Annotated in this window: 26 protein-coding genes; 18 read left to right on the top strand and 8 right to left on the bottom strand. The window is 68.2% G+C overall.

Features of this window, described 5'->3' with window-relative positions:
* The first annotated feature begins 8 nt into the window (after nt 1–8).
* From ACQEVO_RS11185 to ACQEVO_RS11135, 11 genes are all read left to right on the top strand, one after another.
* Nucleotides 9–1,256 (top strand): MFS transporter, encoded by a 1,248-nt coding sequence (locus ACQEVO_RS11185; RefSeq protein ID WP_432922570.1) that lies wholly within the window; start codon nt 9–11, stop codon nt 1,254–1,256.
* The gene (locus tag ACQEVO_RS11180; protein WP_432911850.1) at nt 1,253–2,608 is read left to right on the top strand and encodes an LLM class flavin-dependent oxidoreductase; all 1,356 of its coding nucleotides are present in this window, start codon (nt 1,253–1,255) and stop codon (nt 2,606–2,608) included. The genes ACQEVO_RS11185 and ACQEVO_RS11180 overlap by 4 nt, the downstream gene beginning before the upstream one ends.
* A gap of 295 nt (nt 2,609–2,903) precedes the next feature.
* Nucleotides 2,904–4,169 (top strand): DUF2252 domain-containing protein, encoded by a 1,266-nt coding sequence (locus ACQEVO_RS11175; protein ID WP_432922567.1) that lies wholly within the window; start codon nt 2,904–2,906, stop codon nt 4,167–4,169.
* A gap of 91 nt (nt 4,170–4,260) precedes the next feature.
* The gene (locus ACQEVO_RS11170; RefSeq protein ID WP_432911848.1) at nt 4,261–4,944 is read left to right on the top strand and encodes a TetR/AcrR family transcriptional regulator; all 684 of its coding nucleotides are present in this window, start codon (nt 4,261–4,263) and stop codon (nt 4,942–4,944) included.
* Nucleotides 4,945–5,060: 116 nt separating this feature from the next.
* Nucleotides 5,061–6,263, top strand: a complete 1,203-nt coding sequence (locus ACQEVO_RS11165; protein WP_432911845.1) for an ABC transporter substrate-binding protein — start codon at nt 5,061–5,063, stop codon at nt 6,261–6,263.
* On the top strand, nt 6,260–7,135 hold the full coding sequence (locus ACQEVO_RS11160) for a branched-chain amino acid ABC transporter permease (protein WP_432911843.1): 876 nt from the start codon (nt 6,260–6,262) through the stop codon (nt 7,133–7,135). Before ACQEVO_RS11165 ends, ACQEVO_RS11160 begins: the two co-directional genes overlap by 4 nt.
* Nucleotides 7,135–8,151, top strand: coding sequence for a branched-chain amino acid ABC transporter permease (locus tag ACQEVO_RS11155; RefSeq protein WP_432911840.1), 1,017 nt, complete (start codon nt 7,135–7,137; stop codon nt 8,149–8,151). The genes ACQEVO_RS11160 and ACQEVO_RS11155 overlap by 1 nt, the downstream gene beginning before the upstream one ends.
* 5 nt (nt 8,152–8,156) lie before the next feature.
* Nucleotides 8,157–8,933: an ABC transporter ATP-binding protein gene (locus tag ACQEVO_RS11150; protein WP_432911837.1), complete on the top strand. Its 777-nt coding sequence runs from the start codon at nt 8,157–8,159 to the stop codon at nt 8,931–8,933.
* The gene (locus ACQEVO_RS11145; RefSeq protein WP_432911834.1) at nt 8,930–9,631 is read left to right on the top strand and encodes an ABC transporter ATP-binding protein; all 702 of its coding nucleotides are present in this window, start codon (nt 8,930–8,932) and stop codon (nt 9,629–9,631) included. Before ACQEVO_RS11150 ends, ACQEVO_RS11145 begins: the two co-directional genes overlap by 4 nt.
* Entirely contained in the window at nt 9,631–11,250 is a 1,620-nt protein-coding gene (locus ACQEVO_RS11140) for a class I adenylate-forming enzyme family protein (protein ID WP_432911832.1), read from the top strand. The genes ACQEVO_RS11145 and ACQEVO_RS11140 overlap by 1 nt, the downstream gene beginning before the upstream one ends.
* Nucleotides 11,231–12,073 carry a mycofactocin-coupled SDR family oxidoreductase gene (locus ACQEVO_RS11135; RefSeq protein WP_432911830.1) on the top strand — a complete coding sequence of 281 codons (843 nt, stop codon included), beginning with the start codon at nt 11,231–11,233 and terminating at the stop codon, nt 12,071–12,073. The genes ACQEVO_RS11140 and ACQEVO_RS11135 overlap by 20 nt, the downstream gene beginning before the upstream one ends.
* A 21-nt stretch (nt 12,074–12,094) precedes the next feature.
* Here the strand turns inward: ACQEVO_RS11135 and ACQEVO_RS11130 are convergent, their stop codons facing one another.
* Nucleotides 12,095–13,135, bottom strand: coding sequence for an NAD(P)-dependent alcohol dehydrogenase (locus ACQEVO_RS11130; RefSeq protein ID WP_432911827.1), 1,041 nt, complete (start codon nt 13,133–13,135; stop codon nt 12,095–12,097).
* A gap of 90 nt (nt 13,136–13,225) precedes the next feature.
* Here ACQEVO_RS11130 and ACQEVO_RS11125 point away from each other — a divergent pair, with 90 nt between their 5' ends.
* The 4 genes from ACQEVO_RS11125 to ACQEVO_RS11110 all read left to right on the top strand — a co-directional run bounded on the left by ACQEVO_RS11125 (nt 13,226) and on the right by ACQEVO_RS11110 (nt 16,763).
* The gene (locus ACQEVO_RS11125) at nt 13,226–13,813 is read left to right on the top strand and encodes a TetR family transcriptional regulator (protein WP_432911824.1); all 588 of its coding nucleotides are present in this window, start codon (nt 13,226–13,228) and stop codon (nt 13,811–13,813) included.
* Between the two features lie 92 nt (nt 13,814–13,905).
* On the top strand, nt 13,906–15,441 hold the full coding sequence (locus ACQEVO_RS11120; RefSeq protein WP_432911821.1) for a PucR family transcriptional regulator: 1,536 nt from the start codon (nt 13,906–13,908) through the stop codon (nt 15,439–15,441).
* Nucleotides 15,442–15,774: 333 nt separating this feature from the next.
* A complete protein-coding gene (locus ACQEVO_RS11115) occupies nt 15,775–16,251 on the top strand; it encodes a GreA/GreB family elongation factor (protein WP_432911818.1) in 477 nt (158 codons plus the stop codon).
* Nucleotides 16,248–16,763 carry a hypothetical protein gene (locus tag ACQEVO_RS11110; RefSeq protein WP_432911816.1) on the top strand — a complete coding sequence of 172 codons (516 nt, stop codon included), beginning with the start codon at nt 16,248–16,250 and terminating at the stop codon, nt 16,761–16,763. Before ACQEVO_RS11115 ends, ACQEVO_RS11110 begins: the two co-directional genes overlap by 4 nt.
* A 21-nt stretch (nt 16,764–16,784) precedes the next feature.
* Here ACQEVO_RS11110 and ACQEVO_RS11105 read toward each other — a convergent pair whose 3' ends face one another.
* The 7 genes from ACQEVO_RS11105 to ACQEVO_RS11075 all read right to left on the bottom strand — a co-directional run bounded on the left by ACQEVO_RS11105 (nt 16,785) and on the right by ACQEVO_RS11075 (nt 23,298).
* Nucleotides 16,785–17,966: a damage-control phosphatase ARMT1 family protein gene (locus tag ACQEVO_RS11105; RefSeq protein ID WP_432911813.1), complete on the bottom strand. Its 1,182-nt coding sequence runs from the start codon at nt 17,964–17,966 to the stop codon at nt 16,785–16,787.
* A gap of 303 nt (nt 17,967–18,269) precedes the next feature.
* Nucleotides 18,270–18,737, bottom strand: coding sequence for a DinB family protein (locus tag ACQEVO_RS11100; RefSeq protein ID WP_432922564.1), 468 nt, complete (start codon nt 18,735–18,737; stop codon nt 18,270–18,272).
* 143 nt (nt 18,738–18,880) lie between these two features.
* Entirely contained in the window at nt 18,881–19,945 is a 1,065-nt protein-coding gene (locus ACQEVO_RS11095; protein WP_432911811.1) for a prenyltransferase, read from the bottom strand.
* Nucleotides 19,932–20,663, bottom strand: coding sequence for a methyltransferase domain-containing protein (locus tag ACQEVO_RS11090; protein ID WP_432911808.1), 732 nt, complete (start codon nt 20,661–20,663; stop codon nt 19,932–19,934). Before ACQEVO_RS11090 ends, ACQEVO_RS11095 begins: the two co-directional genes overlap by 14 nt.
* The gene (locus ACQEVO_RS11085) at nt 20,657–21,937 is read right to left on the bottom strand and encodes a glycosyltransferase family 4 protein (RefSeq protein WP_432911806.1); all 1,281 of its coding nucleotides are present in this window, start codon (nt 21,935–21,937) and stop codon (nt 20,657–20,659) included. The genes ACQEVO_RS11090 and ACQEVO_RS11085 overlap by 7 nt, the downstream gene beginning before the upstream one ends.
* A 2-nt stretch (nt 21,938–21,939) precedes the next feature.
* Nucleotides 21,940–22,809, bottom strand: a complete 870-nt coding sequence (locus ACQEVO_RS11080) for an LLM class F420-dependent oxidoreductase (RefSeq protein ID WP_432911803.1) — start codon at nt 22,807–22,809, stop codon at nt 21,940–21,942.
* A 60-nt stretch (nt 22,810–22,869) separates the two neighbouring features.
* Nucleotides 22,870–23,298: a carboxymuconolactone decarboxylase family protein gene (locus tag ACQEVO_RS11075; RefSeq protein ID WP_432911800.1), complete on the bottom strand. Its 429-nt coding sequence runs from the start codon at nt 23,296–23,298 to the stop codon at nt 22,870–22,872.
* A 319-nt stretch (nt 23,299–23,617) separates the two neighbouring features.
* On the opposite strand from ACQEVO_RS11075, the gene ACQEVO_RS11070 reads away from it, so the two are divergent.
* Genes ACQEVO_RS11070 through ACQEVO_RS11060 form a run of 3 tightly spaced genes read left to right on the top strand, consistent with a single transcriptional unit; the run spans nt 23,618 to nt 25,665 of the window.
* Nucleotides 23,618–23,818, top strand: a complete 201-nt coding sequence (locus ACQEVO_RS11070) for a ferredoxin (protein ID WP_432922561.1) — start codon at nt 23,618–23,620, stop codon at nt 23,816–23,818.
* Between the two features lie 39 nt (nt 23,819–23,857).
* Nucleotides 23,858–24,409: a nuclear transport factor 2 family protein gene (locus tag ACQEVO_RS11065; protein WP_432911797.1), complete on the top strand. Its 552-nt coding sequence runs from the start codon at nt 23,858–23,860 to the stop codon at nt 24,407–24,409.
* Nucleotides 24,410–24,414: 5 nt separating this feature from the next.
* Complete coding sequence (locus ACQEVO_RS11060) at nt 24,415–25,665, top strand: hypothetical protein (RefSeq protein WP_432911794.1); 1,251 nt, start codon at nt 24,415–24,417, stop codon at nt 25,663–25,665.
* Nucleotides 25,666–25,705 lie beyond the last annotated feature (40 nt).

Here is a 25,705-nt window from a genome sequence, read left to right as displayed (position 1 = left end):
TCGGGAGCATGATCGGCACCACCATCGAGTGGTACGACTTCTACCTCTACGCGACCGCCGCCGCCCTGGTGTTCAAACCGTTGTTCTTCCCGAATGTTTCGTCCACCGCGGGCACGCTCGCCACCTTCGCGACGTACGCCGCCGGGTTCGGCGCCCGCCCGGTGGGCGCGATCATCTCCGGGCACCTCGGCGACCGGATCGGGCGCAAAGCCGTGCTGGTGGGTGCGTTACTGCTGATGGGCGCGACCACCACCGCCATCGGCCTGCTGCCCACCTACGCGCAGGCCGGTCTGGTCGCTCCCGCGCTGCTGGCGACGCTGCGCGTGCTGCAGGGACTGGCGGTCGGCGCCGAATGGGGTGGTGCGGCGCTGCTGTCGGTCGAACATGCGCCGTGCGGGCAGCGTGGCTGGTACGGCAGTTTCACCCAGCTCGGCTCGCCGGCGGGGATGTTGCTGGCGACGGGTGTCTTCTATCTCGTCCGGTCCTTGTCCGGCGAGCAGGCATTCCTCGACGGATTGTGGCGGATCCCGTTCCTGCTCAGCGTGGTGCTGGTGGTGATCGGATTGCTCATCCGGCTGCGGCTCACCGATGCGCAGATCTTCGACCGGCTGCGCGAACGGGACGAGGTGGCGCGGCTCCCCGTCGTCGAGGTGCTGCGCACTCAACCGCGGAATGTCGTACTCACCACCGGTTTACGGCTTTCCCAGATCGGCCTGTTCGTTCTGCTGACCACGTATTCGCTGACCTACATCCAGGACGAACTCGGCAAGGACACCCAGGTAGGCCTGGTAGCCGTCCTGATCGCCTCGGCGCTCGGCTTGATCAGTACCCCGCTGTGGTCGTGGCTGTCGGACCGGGTCGGGCGGCGGCCGCTGTATCTGTTCGGTGCGGTGGGCGGGCCGGTCGCGCTCACATTGTTCTTTCTGGCGGTGCACAGCGGATCGGAGGTCGCGATCGTCGCGGCGATCGTCTTCGGCGTCAACGTCCTGCACGATGCGATGTACGGGCCGCAGGCCGCCTGGTTCGCCGAACTGTTCGATACCCGGGTCCGGTACAGCGGCACCTCGCTCGGCTATCACATCGGGGCGGTACTGTCCGGCGGATTCGCGCCGCTCATCGCGGCCGCGCTGCTGGTCGCCGGCGGTGGGCAGCCGTGGCTGATCGTCGCGTATTTCGTCGTACTGTCCGCGCTCACCGCGCTCGCGGCGGTGGCGGCCCGGGAGACCTATCGAGACGATCTCGGGGAGGCCCGGTGAAACGCATATACCTCAACGCCTTCGATATGGCCTGCGTCGGCCACCAATCACCGGGACTGTGGAAACATCCCGCCGACCAGGGACACCGGTACCGCGAACTCGGCTACTGGACCGGCCTGGCCCGCCTGCTCGAGGACGGCGGCTTCGACGCGCTGTTCCTGGCCGATGTCCTCGGCGTCTACGATGTGTACGGCGGTTCGCGGGATGCCGCGGTCGCCGACGCCGCGCAGTTCCCCGTGAACGATCCGACCCTGGCGGTCTCGGCGATGGCCGCGGTCACCGAACGGCTCGGATTCGGTGTCACCGTCTCGCTCACCTACGAACAGCCGTACGCGCTGGCCCGGCGGCTCAGCACGCTCGACCACCTCACCGAGGGCCGGGTCGCGTGGAATATCGTCACCTCGTATCTGGACAGTGCCGCGCGCAACCTCGGTCTGAGCGGCCAGATTCCGCACGACGAACGGTACGAGATCGCCGAGGAATACCTCGAGGTCTGCTACAAACTGTGGGAGTCGTCCTGGGAAGACGACGCGGTACAACGGGACCCGGACCGGGGCGTCTACACCGATCCGGCGAAGGTGCACGATATCGGGCACAAGGGCCGCTATTTCACGGTGCCCGGCCCGTTCCTGTGTGAACCGTCGCCGCAGCGCACCCCGACCCTGTTCCAGGCCGGTGCCTCGCCGCGCGGGGTCCGGTTCGCTGCCGCGCACGCGGAGGCCGTATTCGTCTCCGGACCCAACCCCGAAGTGGTGCGCCGCCCGGTACAGGCGCTGCGTACCGCGGCCGCCGAACTCGGCCGCGACCCCCGTTCGATCAAGGTGTTCACCATGCTCACCCCGATCGTCGCCGAGACCCGGCAGCAGGCGCTGGACGAGCTGCGGTCCTACCAGGGATACGCAAGCCTCGACGGCGCGCTCGCGCTGTTCGGCGGGTGGACGGGGGTGGACCTGGCCGAGGCCGATCCCGACCGGCCGTTGCGTCATATCGAAACCGACGCCAACCGCTCGGCATTGACCTCCTTCACCGCCGATCCGGCCCGCACCTGGACCCCGCGCGATCTGGCCACCGAACTCGGGATCGGCGGCCGCGGCCCGGTGGTGGCCGGCTCGCCCGGCGATATCGCCGACGAATTGGAACGCTGGGCCGACGAGGCCGATATCGACGGCTTCAACATCGCATATGTGACAACACCGGGAACGTTCGCCGAGTTCGCCCGCCTCGTGGTGCCGGAACTGCGCCGCCGCGGCCGGGTCCCGGAACGCACCGGACGCAGCACCTTGCGGGAAAGACTCGGCGGCGCCGGTCCACGGCTGGCCGCGGATCACCCGGGCGCCGCATATCGGCGATAGCCGTCCCGCGGGCACGGCGGGGTGTGCACGACAACACTGCACCGGCAAATCCGCGCCCTGAGAACAGGCCCGGCGCCGCGCGACACGTGGTCACCGGCGGGGCGGGCGTGGCCGGGGATGTTCTGGCACGATCGAACTCGCCGACTCCGCCGCCCGGTCCGGGCGCCCGGGGGCGACGACTTACCGAGGAGAGGATCGAGCCGCAGCCGTGGGTACGCAGAACGGGACGAACGAGCGCAATGCGCAGGACCGCAGGGCCGAGATCGTCGAGGTCTTCACCGAGGCCTTCGGGGATATGATCGCCGCCGACCCGGGCGCGTTCCGCAAGAAGTTCCGCAAGATGGCCGATAATCCGTTCGCCTTCTATCGCGGGTCGGCCTGCCTGTTCTACAACGATATGGCGACCACCGAGGACCGGTGGGCCGATGAGCGCACCGGCCGGATCTGGATCCAGGGCGATCTGCACGCGGAGAACTTCGGCACCTATATGGATTCGGCGGGCCAATTCGTCTTCGACGTCAACGATTTCGACGAAGCCTATCTCGGGTCGTTCACCTGGGATATCAAACGGTTCTGCGCCAGCGTCGCGTTGCTGGCCCGCCGCAAGGCGGTTTCCGATGCCGATATCGAGGCGTTGATCGCGACCTATGTGCGTTCGTATGTACGTATGGTGCGCGCTTTCCACGACGGCACCCGCGACGAGCAGGATTTCAAACTGCATCTGCGCAATACGGAGGGCCCGGTGCACGATGTATTGCTCGATGCCCGGATGAATACTCGCACCGCGCTACTGGCGAGCACCACGGTGATCGAGAACTACGAACGCCGGTTCCGCCGCGGCAAAGATGTCCGGGCGGTGGACGACGCGGAACGCGCACTCGTCTTGGACGCGTTCACCCGATATCTCGAAACCATCCCGGAGCACAAGCGTTTCCGGAGTATCACCTACGGGGTCAAGGATGTCGTGGGCCGCAAGGGTTTCGGCATCGGGTCGGCCGGCCTGCCCGCCTACAACATTCTTGTGGAGGGGCAGACCGAGGCCCTGGAGAACGACGTGATCCTGTCGATGAAACAGGGCAATGTGGCCGCACCCAGCCGGATCGTGCGGGACGAGCGAATCCGGGACTACTTCCGGCACCACGGGCATCGCACCGCCGTCTCCCAGCGCGCGTTGCAAGCCCACGCCGACCCGTGGCTCGGCTACACCGAGGTCGACGGGGCGGGCTACGTGGTCTCCGAACTGTCCCCGTATGTCGACGATCTCGACTGGTCCGATCTCACCGAGCCGAAGGAGATGCAGCCGGTGATCGAATACCTCGGCCAGGCCACCGCGGGGATGCATTGTGTCTCCGACGCCGATTCCGAGCAGACTCTCGTCGAATTCCAGAGCGAGGAGGCGATCATCGCGGCCATCGGTTCCGCGGAAGAGGATTTCGTCGCCGATATGGTGGCTTTCGGCCAGTCCTACGCCCACCGCACCCGCGCGGACCACGAACTTTTCGTCGACGCCTTCCGCAACGGCGAGATCCCCGGTCTGGAGCGGTCGGCACCGGTCGCCTGACCGCCGCGGCGGCGCCGGGACGGCCGCGGCCGGCGATCCCGGCGTGCGTGGCCGCTCGACAGCCGCCGGCGCCGGCGGTAAGCATGAGCGGGTGGTGAACCGCCGAGACCAGATCAAACGTGTGGCCGCCGGGCTTTTCGTCGAGAACGGAGTGGCGGGAACCAGCGTCCGGGATATCGCCGAGGGTGTCGGGATGTTGTCCGGCAGCCTGTATCACCATTTCCCGTCCAAGGACGCGATCGCGTATGCGATCCTCGACGATTTCCTCACCGATCTCAATGCCCGCTACCGGTCCGTGCTGCCGCATGTGAGCGGGATGCGCGAGGAACTGCGGGCGCTGGTGTACTCGTCGATCGAGATCGCGCAGGCGCATCCGTACGCCACCGAGATCTACCAGAACGAGCGGGCCTATCACGGCCCGGATGCGCCGGAGGCCATCGCGCACGCGGTCCGCGAGGCGCATACCTTCTGGATCGACGCGGCGACGCGGGCCGGTGCGGCCGGGGAACTGCGCGCCGGGCTCGACCCCGTGGAATTCGCGCGGATGCTGCGCGAGGGCGTGTGGTGGTCGATCCGCTATCACCGGGAGCATCTGGCCGAGCGGCGCGACGAGGTGACCGACACCGTCGTGGCCGCCTTCGTCGACGGCGGTGCCGCACCGGATGCGCGCGCGATCGGCCGCCCGGCCGATGACACCCGGATGATCGCCGATCGGCTCGACCGGATCGAGCGTCAGCTCGCGGCATTGACGAAATCCCTGCTCACCGGCTCGTAGCGATATCCGGCGCCGTCCGGGGCGCGACAACCCGTTGACAGACACAGTGGCGCACGACACACTCTCAAGCATCTGCTTGGTAATACCCAAGCGTTTGCTTGATTGGTGGTGGTCTCATGAGACGTGCCCGGGCCTTCGCCTGGGTGCTCGCCGCGGCATTGGTGCCCGCGGGCTGCGCCCAGGTCCGCGAACCGGTGGACGACTACATCGTCATCGGAATGGACGAGGATTCGACCGGACCGGGAGCGTCGTATTCGACGATCGCCGGGAACACCGTGCGGGCCGCGGTGGACCGGCTCAACGCCGCGGGCGGGATCGGCGGTAAAGAGGTCCGGCTGGTGGTGGAGAACGACGAGAGCAGCCCGACGAATACACCGTCGATCATCCGCAAACTGGTCGATCAGGGCGCCTCGGCGATAATCCTCGCGACGGGCAGCGGCTCGGCGCTGCAGGCCAAACAGATATCCCAGTCCACCGAAGTCGTCACCATCGCGCCCACCGCGTTGACCGACGCCGTGGCCGGGCCGCCCGGTAACGAATACGCGTATATGGTGCCCAATCCGCTGGCCCAGTACGCCGACGTCTACTGCGGCGCCTTCGCGGCACAGGGCAAGAAACGGCTCGGCGTACTGGCCGATGCGAGTCCGGCGATCGCGGGCATCCTCGACACGCTCTCGCCGAGACTGCGGCAGTGCATCGATATCGTCGGCACCCAGAAAGCCGCCGTCGATACCGCCGACCTCACCGCCGGGGTCAGCCGGCTGCTCGACAGCGACCCGGATGTGGTGCTCGTCGCGAGTGTCGGCGGCAATTTCGAACTCCTCGCGCAGAACACGCTGCATCGGCTGGCCCCGGGGCTGCAGCGCTTCTCGCTGGCGTCGATCGGAAACCAGCCGCAATCGTGGAAACTCGCGGCACCGGGTTCGCTCGACGGCCTCGTCTACATGGGCAGCCTGAGCGACGACAACCCCCGGACAGCGGAACTTCAGGACTGGTTGCGCACCGTCAAGGGACCGGACTATTCGCTGACCGCCTACGACGCACAGGCCTACGACTCGGTGATGCTGCTGGCGCGGGCCATCGAACTCGCCGGAACCCATACCGATCGGCAGCGGCTCAACGAAGCGATGCAGCAGGTGCGCGATGTTCCGGCGAGCTTCGGGCAGGCCCCGCTGACGCTGTCGTTCGCGCCGGACGACCATATCGCCCCCGATTCGGCCTGCGGTCTGGTGCTCGTCGAGTTCGGTCCCGATAACGTTCCGGCCGGCCCGTGGACCGAGTACCAGCCGGAATGCACACCGAAGGGAGCCGGTCGATGACCGATCCGCAGTTGTGGCTGGCCGCCGTCGAAATCGGCTGTTTCTTCGCGCTCGTCGCCTTGTCGATCTATCTGGTCGTGGTGGGCGCGTCGTTCTTCAACTTCGCCGCGGGTCCGTACGCGATGGCTGCCGCGCTGCTCGCCGGCTACGCGTCCGCCCACTGGGGTGTGCCGATCCTGCTCGGTGCGATTCTGGGTATCGCGGTCGCAGTGGGTATCTCGCTGATCACCGAGATCGTGGTGGTCCGGCCGGTGCAGCGCCGCTCCGGTGGGGCCGAACTGCCCGCCCTCGTCGCGGTCACCGCGACACTGTTCGCGATTCAGCAACTGGCCGGCACGGTTTTCGGCCGGACCCCGGTGCCGGTGCCGAATCTGCTCGGATGGCCGGATTTCCACATCGGGTCGGTGGGAGTGCAGGGTACGACAGCGACCATCATCCTGGTCACCGTGGTGGCACTGGCCGCCACCGTGCTGTGGCTCCGTGCCACCGCCACGGGCCAGCTGTTGCGGGCGGTCGGTGACAACCACGACGCGGCCCGGATGATCGGGGTGAACGTGAACCGGGTCCGGTTGTGGGCCTTCGGCCTGTCCGGCGCCATTGCCGGAATCGCGGGGATCATCTTCGCGGCCAAATCCGGCGCCCAGTTCACCAGCGGCTTGTCCTGGACGCTCACCGGGTTCCTCGCCCTGGTCGTCGGCGGCACCGGAAAGCCGTGGGCACCGTTGATCGGCGGGCTTGCGCTCGGCTGGGTGCAGGTGTTCGGCAGTTTCTATTTCGGTGCGACCGGTAGTTCGATCGCCATCTTCCTCGTCGCCCTCGTGTTCTTCGCGTTCCGGCCCGAAGGACTGTTCCAACGAAAGGTGCGGGTGTGATGGCTGTTGTCACGACCACCGAGACCACTGCTCCGGCCACCGGAACCGGTACCACCACCGCGCGGACCGTACTCGGGGAACTGGGTATATGTCTGGCCGTCCTCGCCGCGGTACTGCTCTGGCTGGGACCCAGCCTGTACCGGCAGGACCTCGTGTTCCTGGCCGCCACCTATGCGCTGGTGGCGCTGGGCATGTACCTACCGTTCGTCCTGGCCGGTTCACTGTCCATGGCCTACAGCGCCTATGCGGCCATCGGCGCGTACGCGGTCGCGTACCTGTCGGTGAAACAAGGCCTTTCACCGTGGTGGGGCTGGCTCGCCGGCATGGTGATCGCCGCCGCGGTCGCCCTCGTCCTGGCGGTGGCGACCAGGAAGCTGTCCGGTTTCTACCTCGCCGCCGTAACCCTGCTGTTCGCCATCGCTTTCGAGCATTGGCTCGGCGACGCCACCTCGATCACCGGCGGATCCGCCGGAATCGCGAATATTCCGGTGCCGTCCCTGTTCGGCTGGGAGCCACCGCGTTATGCCCAGGTGGTGGCCGCGATCGTTTTCGTCTGCGCGGTCGCGGTGCTGATCGACCGGCTGCGCCGGTCGGCGTGGGGTCTGTCGCTGTCCGCGGCGCGGGAGAACGCACCGGCCGTGCAGTCCGCCGGGATCTCGCCGACTCACCTGACCGTGGTGGCGCTGGCCGTCGGCGCGGCGATCGCGTCCACCGGAGGCGCGTTGTTCACCGTCTCGGTACAGGCGGTGACGCCGGAGACCTTCGGGCTGGACCTGGTGTTCCTGGCGATCTTCATGCCGATCATCGGTGGCCGTGGCTCGGCGTGGGGCGCTCCCCTCGGCGCACTGATCGTCGTGGGCGTCACGCTGAACATGCCCGGTTATCAGGGTTCGGGTGAACTGCTGCTGGCCGTGGTCGTGCTGGTGATCCTGTTGCTCGCGCCCGGCGGTGTGATCGGCTGGGCACACCGGATTCTCCGGCGGCTCATACCGTCCCGGACCATGGACAGGAGGTGACAGCGATGGCATCCACAGCTCTGCTGTCCGTGACGGGGTTGACCAAGCACTATGGTGGCGTCACCGCGGTCGACGACGTGAGTTTCGAGCTGCCCGCCGGTCGCGTGCTCGGCCTGGTGGGCCCCAACGGGGCCGGTAAGACCACCTTGGTCGACTGCATCGTGGGCACCCAGACCCCGGACGCGGGCACGGTCCGCGTCGACGGCCGTACCCTCCCGGACGGTCCTGCAGTGCGGGCCCGCGCCGGTCTGGCCCGGACCTTCCAGCATCCGCAGCTGGCACTGGAACTGACCCCGGTCGAGAACATCGTGCCCGGAATCGTCGGCCGGTCGATCGGTTCCTACGGTGCCTCGCTGCGCGCTCTGCTCCGCGGGCTCGCCGGCACGCCCCGGGCGGTGCTCGACCGGGCTGCGGCGGTGGCCGCGGAGTACGGGGTCACCACCGGCCGCGTTCCCACCGGAAGTCTCGGCCTGGGTTCGCAGCGCCTGGTCGAAATCGCCCGCGCGATGGCCGCCGAACCCCGTGTGCTGCTGTTGGACGAGCCGTTCGCCGGTTCCGATACCGAAGGTATCGCGGCGATCTCCCGTGCCGTTCACCAGGTGCGGGCCGCGGGACATTCGGTGGTGCTGGTGGACCACAATGTCGACCTCATCGCCGAACTGGCCGATTCGGTGGTGCTACTGGCCGAGGGCGCGGTCGCTTTCACCGGTAGCCCAGAGGACTGTATGCACAGCGCGGAAATGCAATCCGTGTACTTCGGTACCACCGAGGAGGCCCGATGATCAGCGTGCAGAGACTCACCGTTCGATACGGGAAGGCCGTTGCGGTCCGCGAAGTGGGATTCGAGGCCCGCTCCGGGGAGGTCACGGCGGTGGTGGGCCCGAACGGCGCCGGCAAGTCGAGCCTGCTGTCCGCCGTGTTCGGCAGCACGCCGTCGACCGGGACCGTCACCGTCGACGGCACCGGTGTCGACGGTGGGCCCGCGCAACAGCGGCTGCGCGCCGGGATCGCGTTCGTACCGCAGGGCCGGCAACTCTTCCCGCGCCTGACCGTGCGGGAGAACCTGGAGATCGGGGCCCGGCTGCTCGGCGCCCGCAACGATGTCCTCGATTCGGCCTTCGACCGCTTCCCGATCCTGCGGACCCGCTCGAAACAACTGGCCGGCGTCCTGTCCGGCGGCGAGCAACAGATGCTGCTGCTCGCCCGCGCCCTGCTGGTTGCGCCCCGCGCGCTGCTGCTCGACGAGATGACCACTGGGCTCTCCCCCAAGATCGCCGGTGAACTGCTCGATCAGGTCCGGGAACTGGCGGATTCGGGCATCACCGTGCTCGTCGCCGAACCGGCGCTCTACCGGGTTGCCCGGATCGTCGACCGTGGATACGTCATGGTCCGGGGCACGCTCTCGGAGCCGGAGAACAGCGCCGACGCACTCGATACCGCCTACCGAGCGTCCATGGGGATGCTCGAGGAAGCACTCTGATGCCAGCCGCTCTCGCCGATCTCGCCGCCGCCCCCGGATTCACCACGGACCCCGAAGCGTACACCGGCTACTCCGTCAGCGACCTCGTCCGGCACTGGGGCAGTACCCGCCCGGACGAACCCGCCTATATCACCCCCGGCGGAACCACGACCTGGGCCGGATACGACCACCTCGCCGACCGTATCCGCGCGGCGCTGCTTTCCCTCGGCAGCATTCCCGCGGTCACGGTGTACCTGCCCGACACCGTCGAGTTCCACGCCACGCTCGTCGGCGCCTACCGGGCGGGGGTCCTCGCGGTCGCCGTCGGGGCCCGGTCCGGGCCGGCGGAACTGGCTCATCTGATGGCGGCGTCGGGATCCACCGTGCTCGTCACCACGAGCGAGAACCGGGGTGTGCCGGTTTCGGAGTTGGTGCGGGAACTGCAGTTACGCAACAACACACCCGCGCACCTGGTGATCGTCGAGGGTTCGCAGGTGACCGTCGACGGCGCTGCGGCACCGGCAAACCATCACCGCGCAGTGCGGGAGTTCTGCGTCGACGAGGTCTGTCTGCTCAACAGCACCTCCGGCACCACCGGGCGGCCGAAGCTCGTGATGCAGACCCAGCGCCGGTGGAGCGCTTTCGCCGCGATAGCCTGCCGGAACGCCGAGATGGGCAGCGCGGAGGTCGTCGCCGCGTTCGTGCCCGCGCCGTTCGGGTTCGGGCTGTGGACTTCGCATTTCCTGCCCGCGCTGCTCGGCCGGCCCGCACTGGTGATGAGCCGGTTCGACCCGGCGGTGGCGATCGATCTGATGGCCGAGCACCGCGCCACGATCCTCGCGTGTGTGAGCACCCAGTTCCGGATGATGCTGCAAACCCCGGGCCGGGAACTGTCCCGGGCCGGCGCGCTGCGGGTCATGTTCACCGGCGGGGAAGCCGTACCGTACGCGGAGGCCAAACGTTTCGAGGACACCACCGGGGCGCTGGTGCTGCAGTTCTACGGCTCCAACGAAACCGGCGCGGCGAGCGCCACCACGGTCCGCGACGACGAGCAGACCCGCCTGGGCACCGGCGGACGGCTGATCCCGGAAATGAACGTCCGCATCCTCGACGAGACACCCGGAGGCGGTCCGGGAATCCGGCGCGGGCAGCCCGCGGTGCGCGGTCCGCTCGCCTCCCCCGGCTACTGGAACGACGACGCCGCCAACGCCGAACTGTTCACCGACGACGGCTGGATCCGGCTCGGCGATATCGTGGAAGTCGACGACACCGGCCGATTACGCGTGGTGGGCCGGCTGGCAGACCTGATCATCCGCGGTGGGAAGAACATCTCCGCACTGGAAGTGGAGGATTACATCCGCGAACATCCCGCGGTGGAGATGGTCGCGGCGGTGGGGGTTCCCGATGAGCTGTTCGGTGAACGGCTCTGCGCGGCCGTCACCCTGGCACCCGGAGCCGAGCTGTCCCTGGCAGAACTGAACTCGTGGCTGCGGGCGCAGGGAATCACCCGGGAATACCTGCCGGAACGGCTGCGTGTACTCGAGCAGATGCCCTTGGCGCCCGGCGGGAAAATCGCCAAGGCACAGGTGAAGACGATGGTCGAAGGGAGCGCGGACGACGATGCACGCAGCGAAAGGTGATCTCGACGGCCGCACCGCGATCGTCACCGGTGCCGCGCGGGGCCAGGGTCGCGCCGTCGCCCGAGCGCTCGCCCGCCGCGGCGCGGTCGTCTGGCTCGCCGATCTGTGCGCGCCCAGCGATACCGCCCCCTATCCGCTGTCCACCGGCGACGACCTCACCGAAACGGCCCGGCTGATCGACGCGGAGGGCGGGCGCTGCCACACCGCTGTGGTGGACGTCCGCGGCTCCGCCGCCGTCACCGCCTTCGCCGACTCGGTAGCCGGACAGTCGGGCAGGATCGATATCCTCGTCACCTGCGCGGGAATCGTCGGATTCGCGCCGGTCACCGAACTCACCGACGCCATGTGGTCGGATATGCTCGCCACGAACCTGTCCGGAACATTCCACTGTCTCCGGGCCGTGCTGCCCCATATGACCGGCGGCTGGGGCAGGATCGTCGCCATCTCCTCGATGAGTGGCCGGCAGGGCACCCCGAACCTCGCCCATTATTCGGCGTCGAAATGGGGCGTGATCGGCCTCGTCAAATCCGTCGCCCTCGAATACGCGGAAACCGGTATCACCGCGAATGTCGTATGCCCCACCAATGTGGACACCCCGATGCTGCACAACCCCGCCCTGTACTCGTTGTTCGCCCCCGACCTCGACAATCCCACCCGGGAAGAGGTCGAGCCCCGGTACGCCCGCATGAGCCCCATGCGGATTCCGTGGTGCCCACCGGAAGCCGTCGCCGACGCCGTCGATCATCTCGTCGGCGAATCCGGGCGCTATGTCACCGGATCGGTGATCGATGTGGGACTCGGCGGCGCCGCCCGGATGCCCTGAGCGCCGCCGGATCCGGTCCGTTCAGTCCAGGTCCGACAGGTCGAGTACGAAACGGTAGCGGACGTCGTTGCGTTCGAGCCGGGCGAAGGCCTCGTTCACGCGTGCCGAGGGCAGGACTTCGATATCGGCGGTGATGTCGTGGCGGGCGCAGAAGTCCAACAGTGCCGCGGTGGCGGGGCGGCCGCCGCTCCCGGCCGAGCCGAGTTTCTTACGACCGATGAGCAGATCGGTGGTCTGCACGGTGACCGGGCCCAAGTACCCGACCTGGCTGAGAGTTCCGTCCAGCCCGACCAGTTTCAGATAGGGCTCGAGGTCGTGGGGAGCCGAAATCGTATCGATGACGACATCGAACCGGTCCCTGCCGGCACTCATTCCGGCAGTATCACCGGAGACCAGGAATTCGTGCGCGCCCAGCCGGCGGGCATCGGCGGCCTTGTCCCGGGATCTGCTGACCACAGTGGTTTCGGCCCCCAGCGCGACCGACAGCTTGACCGCGAGATGTCCCAGGCCGCCCAGACCGACCACCGCGACGCGATCACCGGGGCCGACGCCGAGCGCCCGCAACGGCTCCCAGACGGTGATCCCGGCGCACAGCAGGGGCGCGGCACCGGCGGGATCGAGACCTTCGGGAAGGTGGTAGGCGAAGCGGTCGCGGACGAGGTATTCGCGGGAGTACGCCCCCGAGGTGGCCGACCCGTCACGCCGGTCGGTGCCGCCGTAGGTCAGCGTGGGGAATTCGTGGCAGAAGTTCTCCTGCCCGGCCCGGCACATGGCGCAGATCCCGCAGGAGTCGACGATATTGCCGACGGCGACCGCATCGCCCACATCGAATCCGGTGACGTCGCCACCGACTTCGGTTACCACACCGGTGAATTCGTGCCCCGGTACCAGCACATGATCCCGCGCGCCCTGATGAGCACGGACGGCCTGGAGGTCGCTGTGGCAGACGCCGCAGTAGTCCACCCGCACCGCGAGATCGTCCGCACGTAGCTCGCGGCGCGGGATCGTTGCCCGCTGTAGCGTCGCATCGCCGCCGGCACGCCATCCGATCGTAGTTCGCACACCCACTCCTTAAACAGACTGTTCTGTCTATTGACAGTAGCCGCGATCTGCCGATCAGTAAACAGACTGTTCTGTTGTAAGTTGGATGCCATGACCGATCGGCCGCTGACCGCCCGCGGCGCCGCCACCCGCGAGCGCATTCTCGACGCGGCGACCCGGGAATTCGCCGCGCACGGTATCGCCGGCGCCCGTATCGAACGAATCGTGGCGGACGCGCGCACGAACAAAGCCCAGCTCTACGGCTATTTCGGCAGTAAGGAAGGCCTGTTCGACGCCATCTTCACCGGTTCGCTGGAGCGGATCGTGAACGTCGTGCCCATCGATGCGGGCGATCTCGCGGACTGGGCCGTGCGGTTGTACGACGAATACCTCCGCCGCCCCGACCTCATCCGGCTGGCCACCTGGGCGCGCTTGGAGCGCCGTCCGGCAGGCCATCTCGTCGACGACGCCGAACGCCTCGACGACCACAAACTCCGTGTCATTGCCGAGGCCCAGGCGCAGGGAATCGTCTGCGCGGGCGACCCGTTCGATGTGATGGCGCTGGTCATCGCCATGTCGATGGCCTGGTCGCCGGTCAGCAACGTCTATGCGGCGGAGGCCGGAGAGCCGCCGGAAGCACACGACCGACGCCGCGCCCTGCTCCGGGAAACGGTCCGGCGCGCGGTGATGATCGGCTGACGGCCCGGCACGCGATTCGCCGGCAACCGGCCGCACCGACCACACCGCGACACCGGTTACGGTGGCGGATCCAGGATGGACAGGAGTCGTTCATGGTGCGGTTGGATCATCTCGTCAACGTGCTCGGCGGGTACGGGGTGCGGTTGCGCTGCTGCCCGGTATCGCGGGCGACCATGATCCGCAGCGTCGCGATGCACGACGCGACCGGTGCCGACGAGGCGACCGGCGATATCTTTCTCGCCGTCGGCGCCGCGACCGTGAGCGACGCGGTCACCGGTGCGCGGGCGGCGAAAGCGGTCGCCGTGCTGGTGCGCGGGGGCGCCGACGCCGAACGGGAGACGGCCGCGATCGGGCCCGGCGGTGGGGTCGCGGTGCTGGTGGTCGATCCCGCGGTGTCGTGGAGCCAGCTCGCGGGCGTGGTGTACGGGCTCGTCCTGGAGGGCCGGGAAACCGCGTCCGGGCGTGGTCCGACGGACCTTTTCGCGCTGGCGGACAGTCTCGCCGATGCCGTCGACGCAGCGGTGACCATCGAGGACCCGCTGTCGCGCGTCATGGCCCACTCCACCCTGCGGCGCGGTGCGGACCGGGCTCTTTCGGAAACCGTTCTGCACCGGCAGCAACCTCCCGGTCTGCGCGACTTCTTCGAATCACGCGGCGTCCACGCGCACCTGCTGAGGTCCGACGAGCCGCTGTTCGTCGAACCCGACCCCGGGCACGGCCTCGACGGGCGGATGGTGATCGCCGTCCGGGTGGGCCGGGAACTACTCGGTTCCGTATGGGTGGCCTGCACCGCACCGCTGCCGCGCGCCCGGCGGACGGCGCTGGCCGACGGCGCCCGGACGGTGGCACTGCATCTGCTGCGGTCGCGGGCCAGCGCGGACCTGGAACGCCAGGTGGAGTCCGAACTGGTGATCCGGCTGCTGGAGGGCAGCCCCGATGCCGCGACCGTGGCCGGCCGGCTCGGGTTGGCGCCGCAACCGTTGCGGGTGGTCGCGGTGCGCGCCCAGATCGCCGCGGAACGGCATGCCGGACTCCTGCTCGCCTTCGAACAGGCCACGTTCGGTTTCGGCTGGTCACGCCCGGGCCGCAGCACGCTGTCGGACAACACTGTGTACACGATCCTGCCCGGCGAACAGGTCCGGGCGGCCCGGGACTGGGTGCGGGCGTTGCGGGCGGCGCTACCCGCCCGCGTGACGATGTCGGCCGGAATCGGCGGACCGGCCTCGGCCACCGACCTGCCCGCCTCCCGGCAGGAGGCCGACGAATGCCTGGCGCTGCACGAACAGGGATCGGCAGAGGCCGCGACCCCCGCGTACGACGAATCCTGGGGCGAGATCCTGCTGCAGCGTTTGCGCGCCGCCGCGCGAACCGGCCGGATCCCGGCCCGTGGCCCGGTCGCGGAGCTGCGCCGATACGACCACGCGCACGCCACGGCGTATGTCGCGACGCTGCGTGCGTGGCTCGACGCCCAAGGCGACCTGTCCGAGGCCGCCATCCAGCTCGGTGTCCACCCGAACACCGTACGCAACCGGCTGCGCAAGATGCGCGAGGTCGCCGTACTCGAGCTGGACGATGCCCGCACCCGCCTGGCGATGACGATCGACCTGGCGGCCTTCGGCGATTCGTGACCCGCACGCTGTAGAAAACGAACAACCAGCCGGTCCGAAACTGTGGCATACGGACATGCATACCGCTCGCAGCCGCGTCATCATGGCTGTAACAGCGCATCGTTCGACGTGGAGGTGAGCATGGCGCGCGTAACGAGTCGGCTCGACCGCGAACGAGCACAATGCCGGGTGGCCAACCCGGCACCCGGCTGAGCCGCAGGCCATTTCCCCGATCCGTGGAGCCGGTGTCGTCAGAACCCGGCTCCACGGAGTTGTGCCGTCGGGGCGGCTCCCCTCCCTCCGCCGCCCCGACGGCCGGCACCCACTTTTTCTGTCGAACCCCGTAGGACTGATATGACCAGCAGTGCGCCCATCTGGCTGACAACGCACGCCCGCGAACAACTCGAGGCCGAACTGGCCGGGCTCCTGGCCGCCGAGAACACCGGCGACACCGACGCCGCCGACCCCCAGGACCGGCTGGCCGCCCACCATCAGCGCAAGGCCCGCATCGCACATATCCGGAACCTGCTGAGCACCGCCGTCTTCGGGGAAGACCCACCGGACGACGGCATCGCCGAACCCGGCATGGTGCTCACCATCCGCTACAGCGGCACCGACGACACCGAAACCTTCCTTCTCGGCAGCCGCGACGCCGAACACGGCCACCTCGAGGTCTACTCCCCCGATTCACCCCTCGGCGCCGCCCTCACCGGCGCCCGCCGCGGCGAACAACGCAGCTACCGGGTGCCCAACGGCACCGAGATCGAGGTCACGCTGCTCGATGCGGTCCCCTACGGCCACACCACCGACGTATCCCGCTCTGCTCGATGACCGATCGGGCGAACTCCAGGATCCACCGGCAAGACACCGAAATCACTCTGCTCGACATCGATTCCCCGCCGCTCGCCCGGAACGACCGGACGATCGCGCTGCCGATCCATTCCTGGTTGTCCGCGCAGTTCTGGGACCTCTTCGGCCTCCCCAGCGTCGAATGGGCACTGTCCGCGCTCACGTTCGGCACCGAAAACGCACCGCGCACCTACGTCGCCCGGTATTACGACTATCCCACCACATGGACCTCCGAACCGCTGGCGGTGAACCTCCCGGTGACTCTCGGTCCCGGCCCCGGTGTGCTAGAAGTTTCGGGTCCGATGACCTGGGCACGGCGCCGTCTGGTCGAACGCACCACCTTGGTGATCGCACTGGCCACGCCATTCGAGCGCCGGCTGCACACGGGAATGCCGGAGCAGTTGTGGGAAGAGGACCGGTGGCACACCACCGTCCTGGTGCCCGACGTCCGCCCCGGGGCGCATTCGCCGCAGCGGTACAGCGAATCCTGGTGACACCGTTCAGTTCCGGCGCAATCAGCGCGGGACCGGGTCGTGCATCTGCACCACGCCATGAGATCCGCTGGTCCGCCAACCCGGTTCCGAGTCGTCGAGTCCGGCGACCGTGCGGGCGTCGAGTCCGACGGCGACATCGCATTTGAGAGTCCGCAGTGCGATCACCCGGGTGGGGAAGTACTCGGTGAGTGCGGCGAACGATGTGGTGGCGGGCCACTGCCGGTCGCCGACGAGGCGCCGGTAGTTGAGGTCTCCTTTGAGGATCACGGTGTCGGCCCAGGCGAGATCGGCACGCAGATCGCCGGGCAGATGATGGAACGACAACGGCGCACAGTAGAACTCGTGCGCCCGCACCCGCAGCCGTCCGGTCGTCAGCGCGGCGTGGAGCCGCGCGGCCGCGGTGCGCGCTTCTCCGGGAATGCCCGCGAGGCGTTCGACGGTGGCCAGCAAGTCGGCCGTGGTGGCGTCGGAAACGTAGTAGGGCCGCGGTTTGAGGTGCAGTTCGACGGTGAGTGCCGGATGCAGCCGCAGCAGGTGATCGATCAGGAGCAGGTCGGGGATCAGTTCACGACCGGCATTGTCCGCGATCACGGTGATACTGCCTGCCGAGTGGGCGTTGAGGTGCTCGGCCACCGCGGCGGTGTGATCGTCGAGGATACTGCCGGGTGCCTCGTGTGCCGCGGCACTCGATCCGGACAAACGGAAGCCCAGATCGGCTCGGTTACCCCACAATGCGGCGTGGAGGAGGGCAGGGGTGCGTTGCTCGGGTGATCCGGCGAGTCGTTCGGATGCCGGGCCCAGCTCGGCATCCAGCGCGGAATCCGCGAGCTCGGTGCTCTTGCGGGTGAACGGATCGATTCCCTGCCACGGACCGGGTCCGAAGTAGCCGACCGCGTCCAGCAGCAAGTGATAGAAGTAGCTCTCGGCCCAGAGAAAGGGGATATCCAGCCACCGCAGGCCGTACATTCCCTCCCCCCATCGGTCCCACCGCGGTTTCCCGGCACTGCCGTCGGGCAGGGGCTGCACGATTCCGGTGATCTGCTCACGCAGATCGTCCAGGCGGCGCCGGATCTCGGGAGGATAAGGATGTGCCGCGCCGACCTGGTCGAGGATGGCAGGGTGCCGGCGGGTCAAAACCGTCCATGCGAACGATTCCGGTTCCGTGGACACGATGGTCCGGGCGTCAGGTGTGCTCGTGACCATTAGGCTCCGTTCGCGGTTCGAGATGAGACGGCCCCGGGCATTCTGTCACTCTGTTCGGCGCCGTAGGCGGTCCGGCCGCCCTCGCCTGGACCACGCACGACCTCGCCACCTCGCTCGGGATCGGCGGCCGCGGTCCCGTCCTCGCGGGTTCGCCCGCTGAGGTCGCCGACGAATCGGAACGATGGGTCGGCGAAGCCGATATCGGCGGGCTCGATCCTCGCCACGGCGAGGAAAGATCTCCGGCGTCGCGTCCAGCGAACGTCCCTCCGCGTACGCACTTGTTCGCGTCGACGGACGCAAGGGTCACCGGTTCGGCTCCCGGGGTATCGGCCGATCGATCTGTTCGCGGAGGATATCGCCGTGGCCCGCGTGCCTGGCGAACTCTTCGATCATGGCGAGCAGGGTCCATCGCATGCTCACCGTTCCTTCGCGGGGGTTGTCCTTGGTCTCGTCGAGATCGAAACGAGACGCGATATCCCGCGAACGTTCACTGGCACGCTCGAATTCGGCGATCACCTCATTCACTGTCTCGTCGTCGCCGACGGCGAAGGTGCCTTCGTCCCGGTTCGAGTAGCCGTCGCATTCGGCGGCGTCCAGACCTGCCCAGAATCGTTGGAACCAGATCCGTTCCGCGGCGGCGGCGTGCTTGATCAAGGAGATGGGCGTGGTCAGCGACGCAACAAGCCGCCGGCGGGCATCGGCCTCCGACAGACCGCGGACAGTCGCAATGAGCGCTTCGCGGTTGCGGTCGAGCGCGTACTCGATGAGCATCCGCTCGTCGCCGTGGGTACTTCGATTGTCGGACACAATATTTCGCTCCCAACTGTTGCGTGGTTCACCGCATGACCCGACGACAGGGGGCGCCTCGCAGGAGCCCGGTCCTGCGCAGCAGGTGCGTACGACCGACGTGCGTGTTACCCGCTGCTGACCGGCAGAGGTACCGGCTGGGCGGGGACGGCGTCGGCGGCGAGGTCGCGGAAGATACCGTTACCGCGGGTGGTGCGGGAGAGGGCGTCGGCCGCCAGGATCACCGCGGCGCCGGTCCAGGTGGTGCGTTCCACCGGCCAGCGTTTCCCGTCGGCGTACACCAACCCCGTCCAGTAGGAGCCGTCGGTTTCCCGGAGATGCTGCATATTGGCGAACAACTGATGGGCGCGGTCGCGGTCGCCGAGGGCGTCCAGGGACAGCACCAGTTCACAGGTTTCCGCGCCGGTGACCCAGGGGCGGTCGGCGACGCAGCGGATACCGATATTGCCGACCACGAAGGTGTCCCAGCGTTCGGCGATCCGGGCGTGGCCGGCGGAGCCGCGCAGGGCACCGCCGAGCACCGGATAATACCAGTCCATCGAGTACCGGTCCTTGGCGGTGAACAACTCCGGATGCTCACGCAGCGCGGTGCCGAGCCGGGTGCGGGCCACTTCCCACTCCGGATGCGGGTCGCCCAGGCGGCGCGCCAATTCCAGTGCGGCGCCGAGACTGTGGTACATGCTGGCCGAACCGGTTACCAGCGCTTCGGGCAGGATGGCGGTGCCGTCGCGCAGCCAGTAGATCTGACCCTGCTCGCCCTGGCAGTCGACGACGAGGTCGATCGCCGCCCGGACCACCGGCCACATTTCCGACGCGAACGCGGTGTCACCGGTGACGGCGAGGTAGTGCCAGAGGCCGGTGGCGATATAGGCGCAGAAGTTGACATCGGTGGCGGCGTTCTCGATCTCACCGTCGCGGAACTGCATCGGCCACGACCCGTCGGGCCGCTGGGTGCGGGCCGACCAGGTGTAGGCGGCGACGGCTTCGTCGCGCAGCCCCGCGACGGTGAGCGCCATCGCGGATTCCACGTGATCCCACGGGTCGGTGTGGCCGCCGGCGAACCACGGGATAGCACCGGAGGATTCCTGGTCGGCGGCAATGGATTGTGCGGTCTGCAGACACTGACGGCGGGTGAGGACCGAAGGTACCGACGGTAGATCAACCGGCGGCACGGGTCACCGCCGGTTTGCTGAAGTACAGGGCCACGCTCTTACCGATCAGCGGATCGAGTGCCTTCTCGGCCGTCCGGGTGAGCAGTGGCTGTTTCATCATGTCCCACACCAGCATCCGATGATAGGCGCGCACCAGCGGGTGGTCGGGTTTGTGCACCCCGACCGCGCATTTGATCCACCAGTACGGCGAGTGCAGGGCGTGCACATGGGTGCGGTGGGTGTGCCGCAGCCCATGGGCGGTGATCTTGTCCCGCAGCTCGTCCGCCTTGTAGATGCGGATATGGCCACCCTCGTTGGCGTGGTATTCGTCCGACAGCGCCCAGCACACCCGTTCGGGCAGCCAGCGCGGAACGGTGACCACCAGCTGCCCGCCCGGGCGCAGCACCCGCACGAGTTCGGCGATGGCGGCGTCGTCGCCGGGGACGTGTTCCAGTATTTCGGAGGCGATCACGACATCGAATTCGCCCGCACCGTAGGGCAGGTCGAGCGCGTTGCCCTCGACGGTTTCGGCTTTCGCACCGGCCGGGGCCTCGCCGGCCTGCGCCATGGCCTCGAACATGGTGGCGACATTGGCGAGTTCGGGGGCGTCCTGATCGAAGGCGACCACATCGGCGCCGCGCCGGTAGGCCTCGAACGAATGCCGGCCGGCGCCGCACCCCACATCGATGACCCGGGTTCCCGGACCGATTCCGGCGCGATCGAAGTCGACGGTCAGCACGAGGCGCCTCCTGTGGTGGTGAGCTGGGCAGATGCGCCCGCCGGCCGGCCCGCGTGCCGGTCGATCGCGTTCTGATACACCTGCACGGTCTGCGCGGCCACCGACTCCCAGCTGAACACCGAGACGGCGCGATCACGGCCGGCGGCCTGCATACGCTGCCGGGTCTGCGGGGAATCGAGCAGCCGCCCGATCACGCGGGTCAGCGCGGCGGAGTCGCCGGGTTCGGTGAGTTCGGCGCAGACGCCCGGTTCGCCGACCACTTCCGGCAGGGCGCCGGTGCGGCTGACCACGAGCGGAGTGCCCGAGGCCATCGCTTCCACGGCGGGCAGCGAGAACCCCTCGTACAAGGAGGGGATGCAGGCGATCTCCGCGGAGGCGAGCAGTTCGGCGAGTTCGGTATCGGTCAGGCCGGGGCGGACGGTGACGATATCGGAGAGCCCCAGTTCGGCGATCTGCTTCTCGGTGGGCCCGTTCGGTTCCAGTTTCGCGACCAGCTGCAGTTCCACCTTGTGGGTCACCCGCAGCCGGGTGAGCGCCTGCAGCAGATGCGAGATGCCCTTGAGCGGCTTGTCGGCGCTGGCGACCGCCACGATCCGGCCGGGCACCCGGGGCCCGCGCGGCGCGAACAGCTCGGTGTCCACACCGAGGGGCACCACTTTCAGCTGTGCGGGGTCGACACCGAAATCGTCGGCGATATCGGTCGCCGACGAGGTGGACACGGTGAGCAGATCGGGAATCTGCCGGGCGATGCGCTGCTGCATTCCGAGGAACCCGTACCAGCGGCGCACCAGCGGTTTGCGCCGCCAGATCGCGGCCGCCAGATCGACCTCCCGGTCCTTGGTGATGGGGTGGTGCACGGTCGCGACCAGCGGCAGCCGCCGCGCGATATCGAGCAGTCCGCTACCCAGGCACTGGTTGTCGTGCACGACGTCGAAATCGTGTACCCGGTCGCGCAGCAACCGGGCGGCGCGCAGGCTGAACGTGCGGGGCTCGGGGAAGCCGGCGGTCCACATGGTGGCCAGTTCGAGCAGGTCGATCCGGTCGCGGATCTCGCCGGGCCTGGGCGTGCGGAACGGATCGTCCTCACGGTAGAGGTCCAGGCTGGGCACCTCGGTCAGGGTCACGCGCGGGTCGAGGTCGGCCGGGTAGGGCTGGCCGGAGAACACCTCCACCTGGTGGCCGAGTTCGGCCAGCCCGGCACTGAGCCGGCGCACATAGACCCCCTGCCCACCGCAATGAGGCTTGCTGCGGTAGGACAACAAGGCAATTCGCACGGCTAGCTGACCTCACGGGTGATCGAATTCATGTCCCGCAGTTTGCCAGCCAGCCGTTCGAGGTAGGCACGCACCTCCGGTTCCGGCTTGTCCGGCAACCCGTAGAGCACATCGGTGACCCCGTCGGCGGCCCAGGCGGCGAGCCGGTCGGCGTCGGGTTTGAAATCCAGCGCGACCACCCGCGGGGCGCCCTCGCGGCCCGCGTCGGCCCAGGCTTTCTTCAGGGTCGCCAGCCGGCCGGAGATATCGGTCTCGCCGGGGGTGGTGATCCAGCCGTCGGCGTGCGCGGCGATCCACGCACAGGTGCGTTCGGTACCGGCCGCGCCGATCAGCACCGGGACCGTGCGGTCGACCGGTTTCGGCCACGCCCAGCTGGGCCCGAACTTCACGAAATCGCCCTCGTAGGACGCCTCGTCCTCACTCCACAGGGCGCGCATCGCCGCCAGGTATTCGCGCAGCGCGGTGCGGCGCCTGTTACCGGGGATGCCGTGGTCGGCGAGCTCGTCGGTATTCCAGCCGAAACCGGCACCGAGGGTGACCCGGCCGCCGGAGAGGTGGTCGAGCGAGGCGATGGTCTTGGCCAGGGTGATGGGGTCGTGTTCGACCGGCAGCGCGACCGCGGTGGCGAGTTCGATCCGTTCGGTGACGGCGGCGGCCATCGCCAGCGAAACCCACGGGTCGAGGGTGCGCATATAGCGGTCGTCGGGCAGCGTGGCGTCACCGGTCTGGGGATGCGCGGCTTCGCGTTTCACCGGGATATGGGTGTGTTCGGGGACGTAGAACGAGGAGAATCCGTGGTCCTCGGCCGCGCGGGCGGCGGCGGCGGGGCTGATCCCGCGATCACTGGTGAACAGAACGATGCCGAAACGCATACCTGAGCCTTGTCTGTCGTGGGGTGGATCGGGCCGCGGCGGCGTCCCGGCGGAAGGTGGTCACTGACCGTTGCGGGCGGCTTTCTTCGCGGCCTTGGCGTGCTGGTCGAGCTGGGCGCCGATCACGTGGTCCAGCGACGTGCCGGCGGGCCAGCCCACGTAGTGGCACAGGAACAGGGAGATCTCGCGCAGTGCGGTTTCGTCGAGTTCGCCGTTCTTCAGCGCGGCGCCGACCTGGATACCGGCGACATCGAACAGGCCCTGCGCGGTGAGCGCGCCGAGCAACAGCAGCCGCCGATCCCGCAGCGACAGACCCGGGCGGGACCAGATATCGGCGAACAGATGGTCGGCGGTGACGGCGAAATGGTCGCCGGGGCCGTCCTGGAATTCCCATCCGTAGACTTCCGCCATCTTGGCCAGTCCCCGCTCCCGCACCGTGGGCTGCGCGCCGGGGTCGTTCGCCGCGGGCTGGGTCGTGGGATCGGTCATGCTGCTCCTTCGGCGCCGCAACGGTCCGGCGAAAGTGTCTGGACAGGTGTACGGAATATAATTCGGACACTCTCCGCCACGCAAGAACATGTTCTTGTTGACATCATCCAGGATCAGCGGACTCGCCGCCGGAGCGGCATTCGCAAATCACCCCGGGCCGGGCTCCGACTCTGAGAAAATCGCTGAATCGTTGTCGGACACATCCGACGGTGGTAGCGTCCAGACACATGTCCAGCAATGTGTCTTCCCGGCGGATCGGCCCTCCGCGGATCGGGAAGAACTCGTTCTCGGAATCACCGACGCCGAGGGAGCGCACACCATGAAAATCGTGGCCGATATGGACCTGTGCCAGGGGCACGCCGTCTGCGCCGCCGAAGCACCGGACATCTTCTCCGTCCCCAAACGCGGTCAGGTGGAAATCCTCGACCCGAATCCAGGGCCGGAGCACAAGGCCGATGTCGAGAACGCCGTGCGCTATTGCCCGACGCAGGCGTTGCTGCTCGACACCACCACCGACTGACACAGCCCCACAGGTTCTTTTCGAAAGGGAACAACACCGATGACAGGTTTCGATCGCGCCGAACTCGACGAGATGGTGCGCCGCTGGGTGGCCGAGAACGAGCGCTGCGAGAAACTGGGTGACTGGAAGCCGCTGGCCGAGATGTACACCGCCGACGCCACCTACGGCTGGAACTACGGCCCGAAGGACGAGTTCATGGCGGTGGGCCGCGACGAGATCCGCGAACTGGCGCTCGGGCAGGAGATGGAGGGCCTGCAGGGCTGGGAGTACCCGTATCAGCAATTCGTCATCGACGAGCGCAGCGGTGATTGCATCGGGTTCTGGAAGCAGCAGTACACCACCACACCCCGCCCCGACGGCAGCCTGTACACCGTGAACGGGATCGGCGGCAGCTGGTTCCGTTACGGCGGCGACTACCAGTGGTCGTGGCAGCGCGACTTCTTCGATTTCGGCAATGTCTCGGCGCTGTTCCTGGAGATGATGACGAACAAGGCGATGTCGGAGCCGATGAACCAGCGGATCGCGAAATCCACCGCCTCCCGACTGCCCGGCTGGTACAAGATCGGCACCGCGCCGGCCTCCCTGTGGTGACCCCGATGACCGTGCCCACGAGCAGGTTCCACGCGCTGAGCCGGGAGGCGCTGGCGGCGCTGGTGCCCGAGCTGCTGTTGTGCGGGCAGCTCATCGACCGATCCGGGATGGCGCACTGTATCTCCGCCTTCGGCCGGGAGGGGATGGCCGAAGTCGCGATCGAGGAATGGCAGCTGTCCAGCCCGGTCTATACCCGCCGGATGCAGCAGGCCCTCGGTTACACCGGCGACGATATCGTCACCATCTTCAAGGGCCTGCAGCTCGATATCGGGGCGCCACCGCAGTTCATGGATTTCCGGTTCCGGGTCGACGATTCCCGCCACGGCGAGTTCTGGCTCGACCACTGCGGGGCACTCGCGGATGTGGAGCCGATGGGCGAACCCTATGTGAAGGCGATGTGCCACGACATCGAGGACCCCACCTTCGATGCCACCGCGCTGGCGACCAACAAGTACGCCCAGGTCCGGCCGATCCACCGGCCGCCGCGCCGGCCCGCCGACCGGCATCCGGTGTGCGCGTGGACGGTGGTCATCGACGAATCGCATATCCCGCCGGAGGTTCCGCGCAATGCGCCACTGGTCGCGGAATCGGTGGCCGCCCGGCTACCGCTCGCGGCGATCGACCCCGCCGACGAGGGTCGCGGCGACTACAGCGGGCCCCTGCTCAGCGATCTGCGGTTCCCGGATTTCTCCCATTCCGCGCTCGTGCGCATCGCCGAGGAGGTGTGCCTGCAGCAGCATCTGCTGGTACTCGGCTTCATGATCGCCGTCCACGAACGCACCGACGACGATTCGGCGCTGGAGATCGGCCGCAAACAGTTCACCGGGATCGCCGGGGTCGCCTCCGAGCGGATCCGCGCCTGCCTGGGGCTCGGCGACGATCTGGCCGCGCTCGCGCAGGTGCTGCGCATCCATCCGGCGCTCAACCCCCTGCACTACACCGATGTCGAAGTCGAGCCCGGCATCGATACCGTGCGGGTCCGGTTCCCCGGCACCAGCGGCGCGCTCACCGACCGCGCCTGGCCGTCGATGATCGACCCCGATCATCTCGGACCGCTGGATTCGCTGGTGCGGGGCGTGAATCCACGGTTCCACAGCCGGGTCGGCGACAGCGGCCCCGACGGCTGGACCGCCGAGATCAGCGCGGCCGCCGAACCGTTCGCCGAGGCCCCGGAGGTGGCGATCACCCGGTTCAGCACCGGGGTCGATTTCCGCTTCGCCGATCGCGGTATACCGCTGCCCCTCACCGTTCTCTGATCCTCCCGGCCCGGGAGGTTCCGCCAGCACCGCAGGATTG

The sequence above is a fragment of the Nocardia sp. CA-290969 genome (genome assembly GCF_050936135.1).
In the GTDB taxonomy this organism is placed as follows: domain Bacteria; phylum Actinomycetota; class Actinomycetes; order Mycobacteriales; family Mycobacteriaceae; genus Nocardia.
This window is presented reverse-complemented; position numbering and strand designations above follow the sequence as displayed.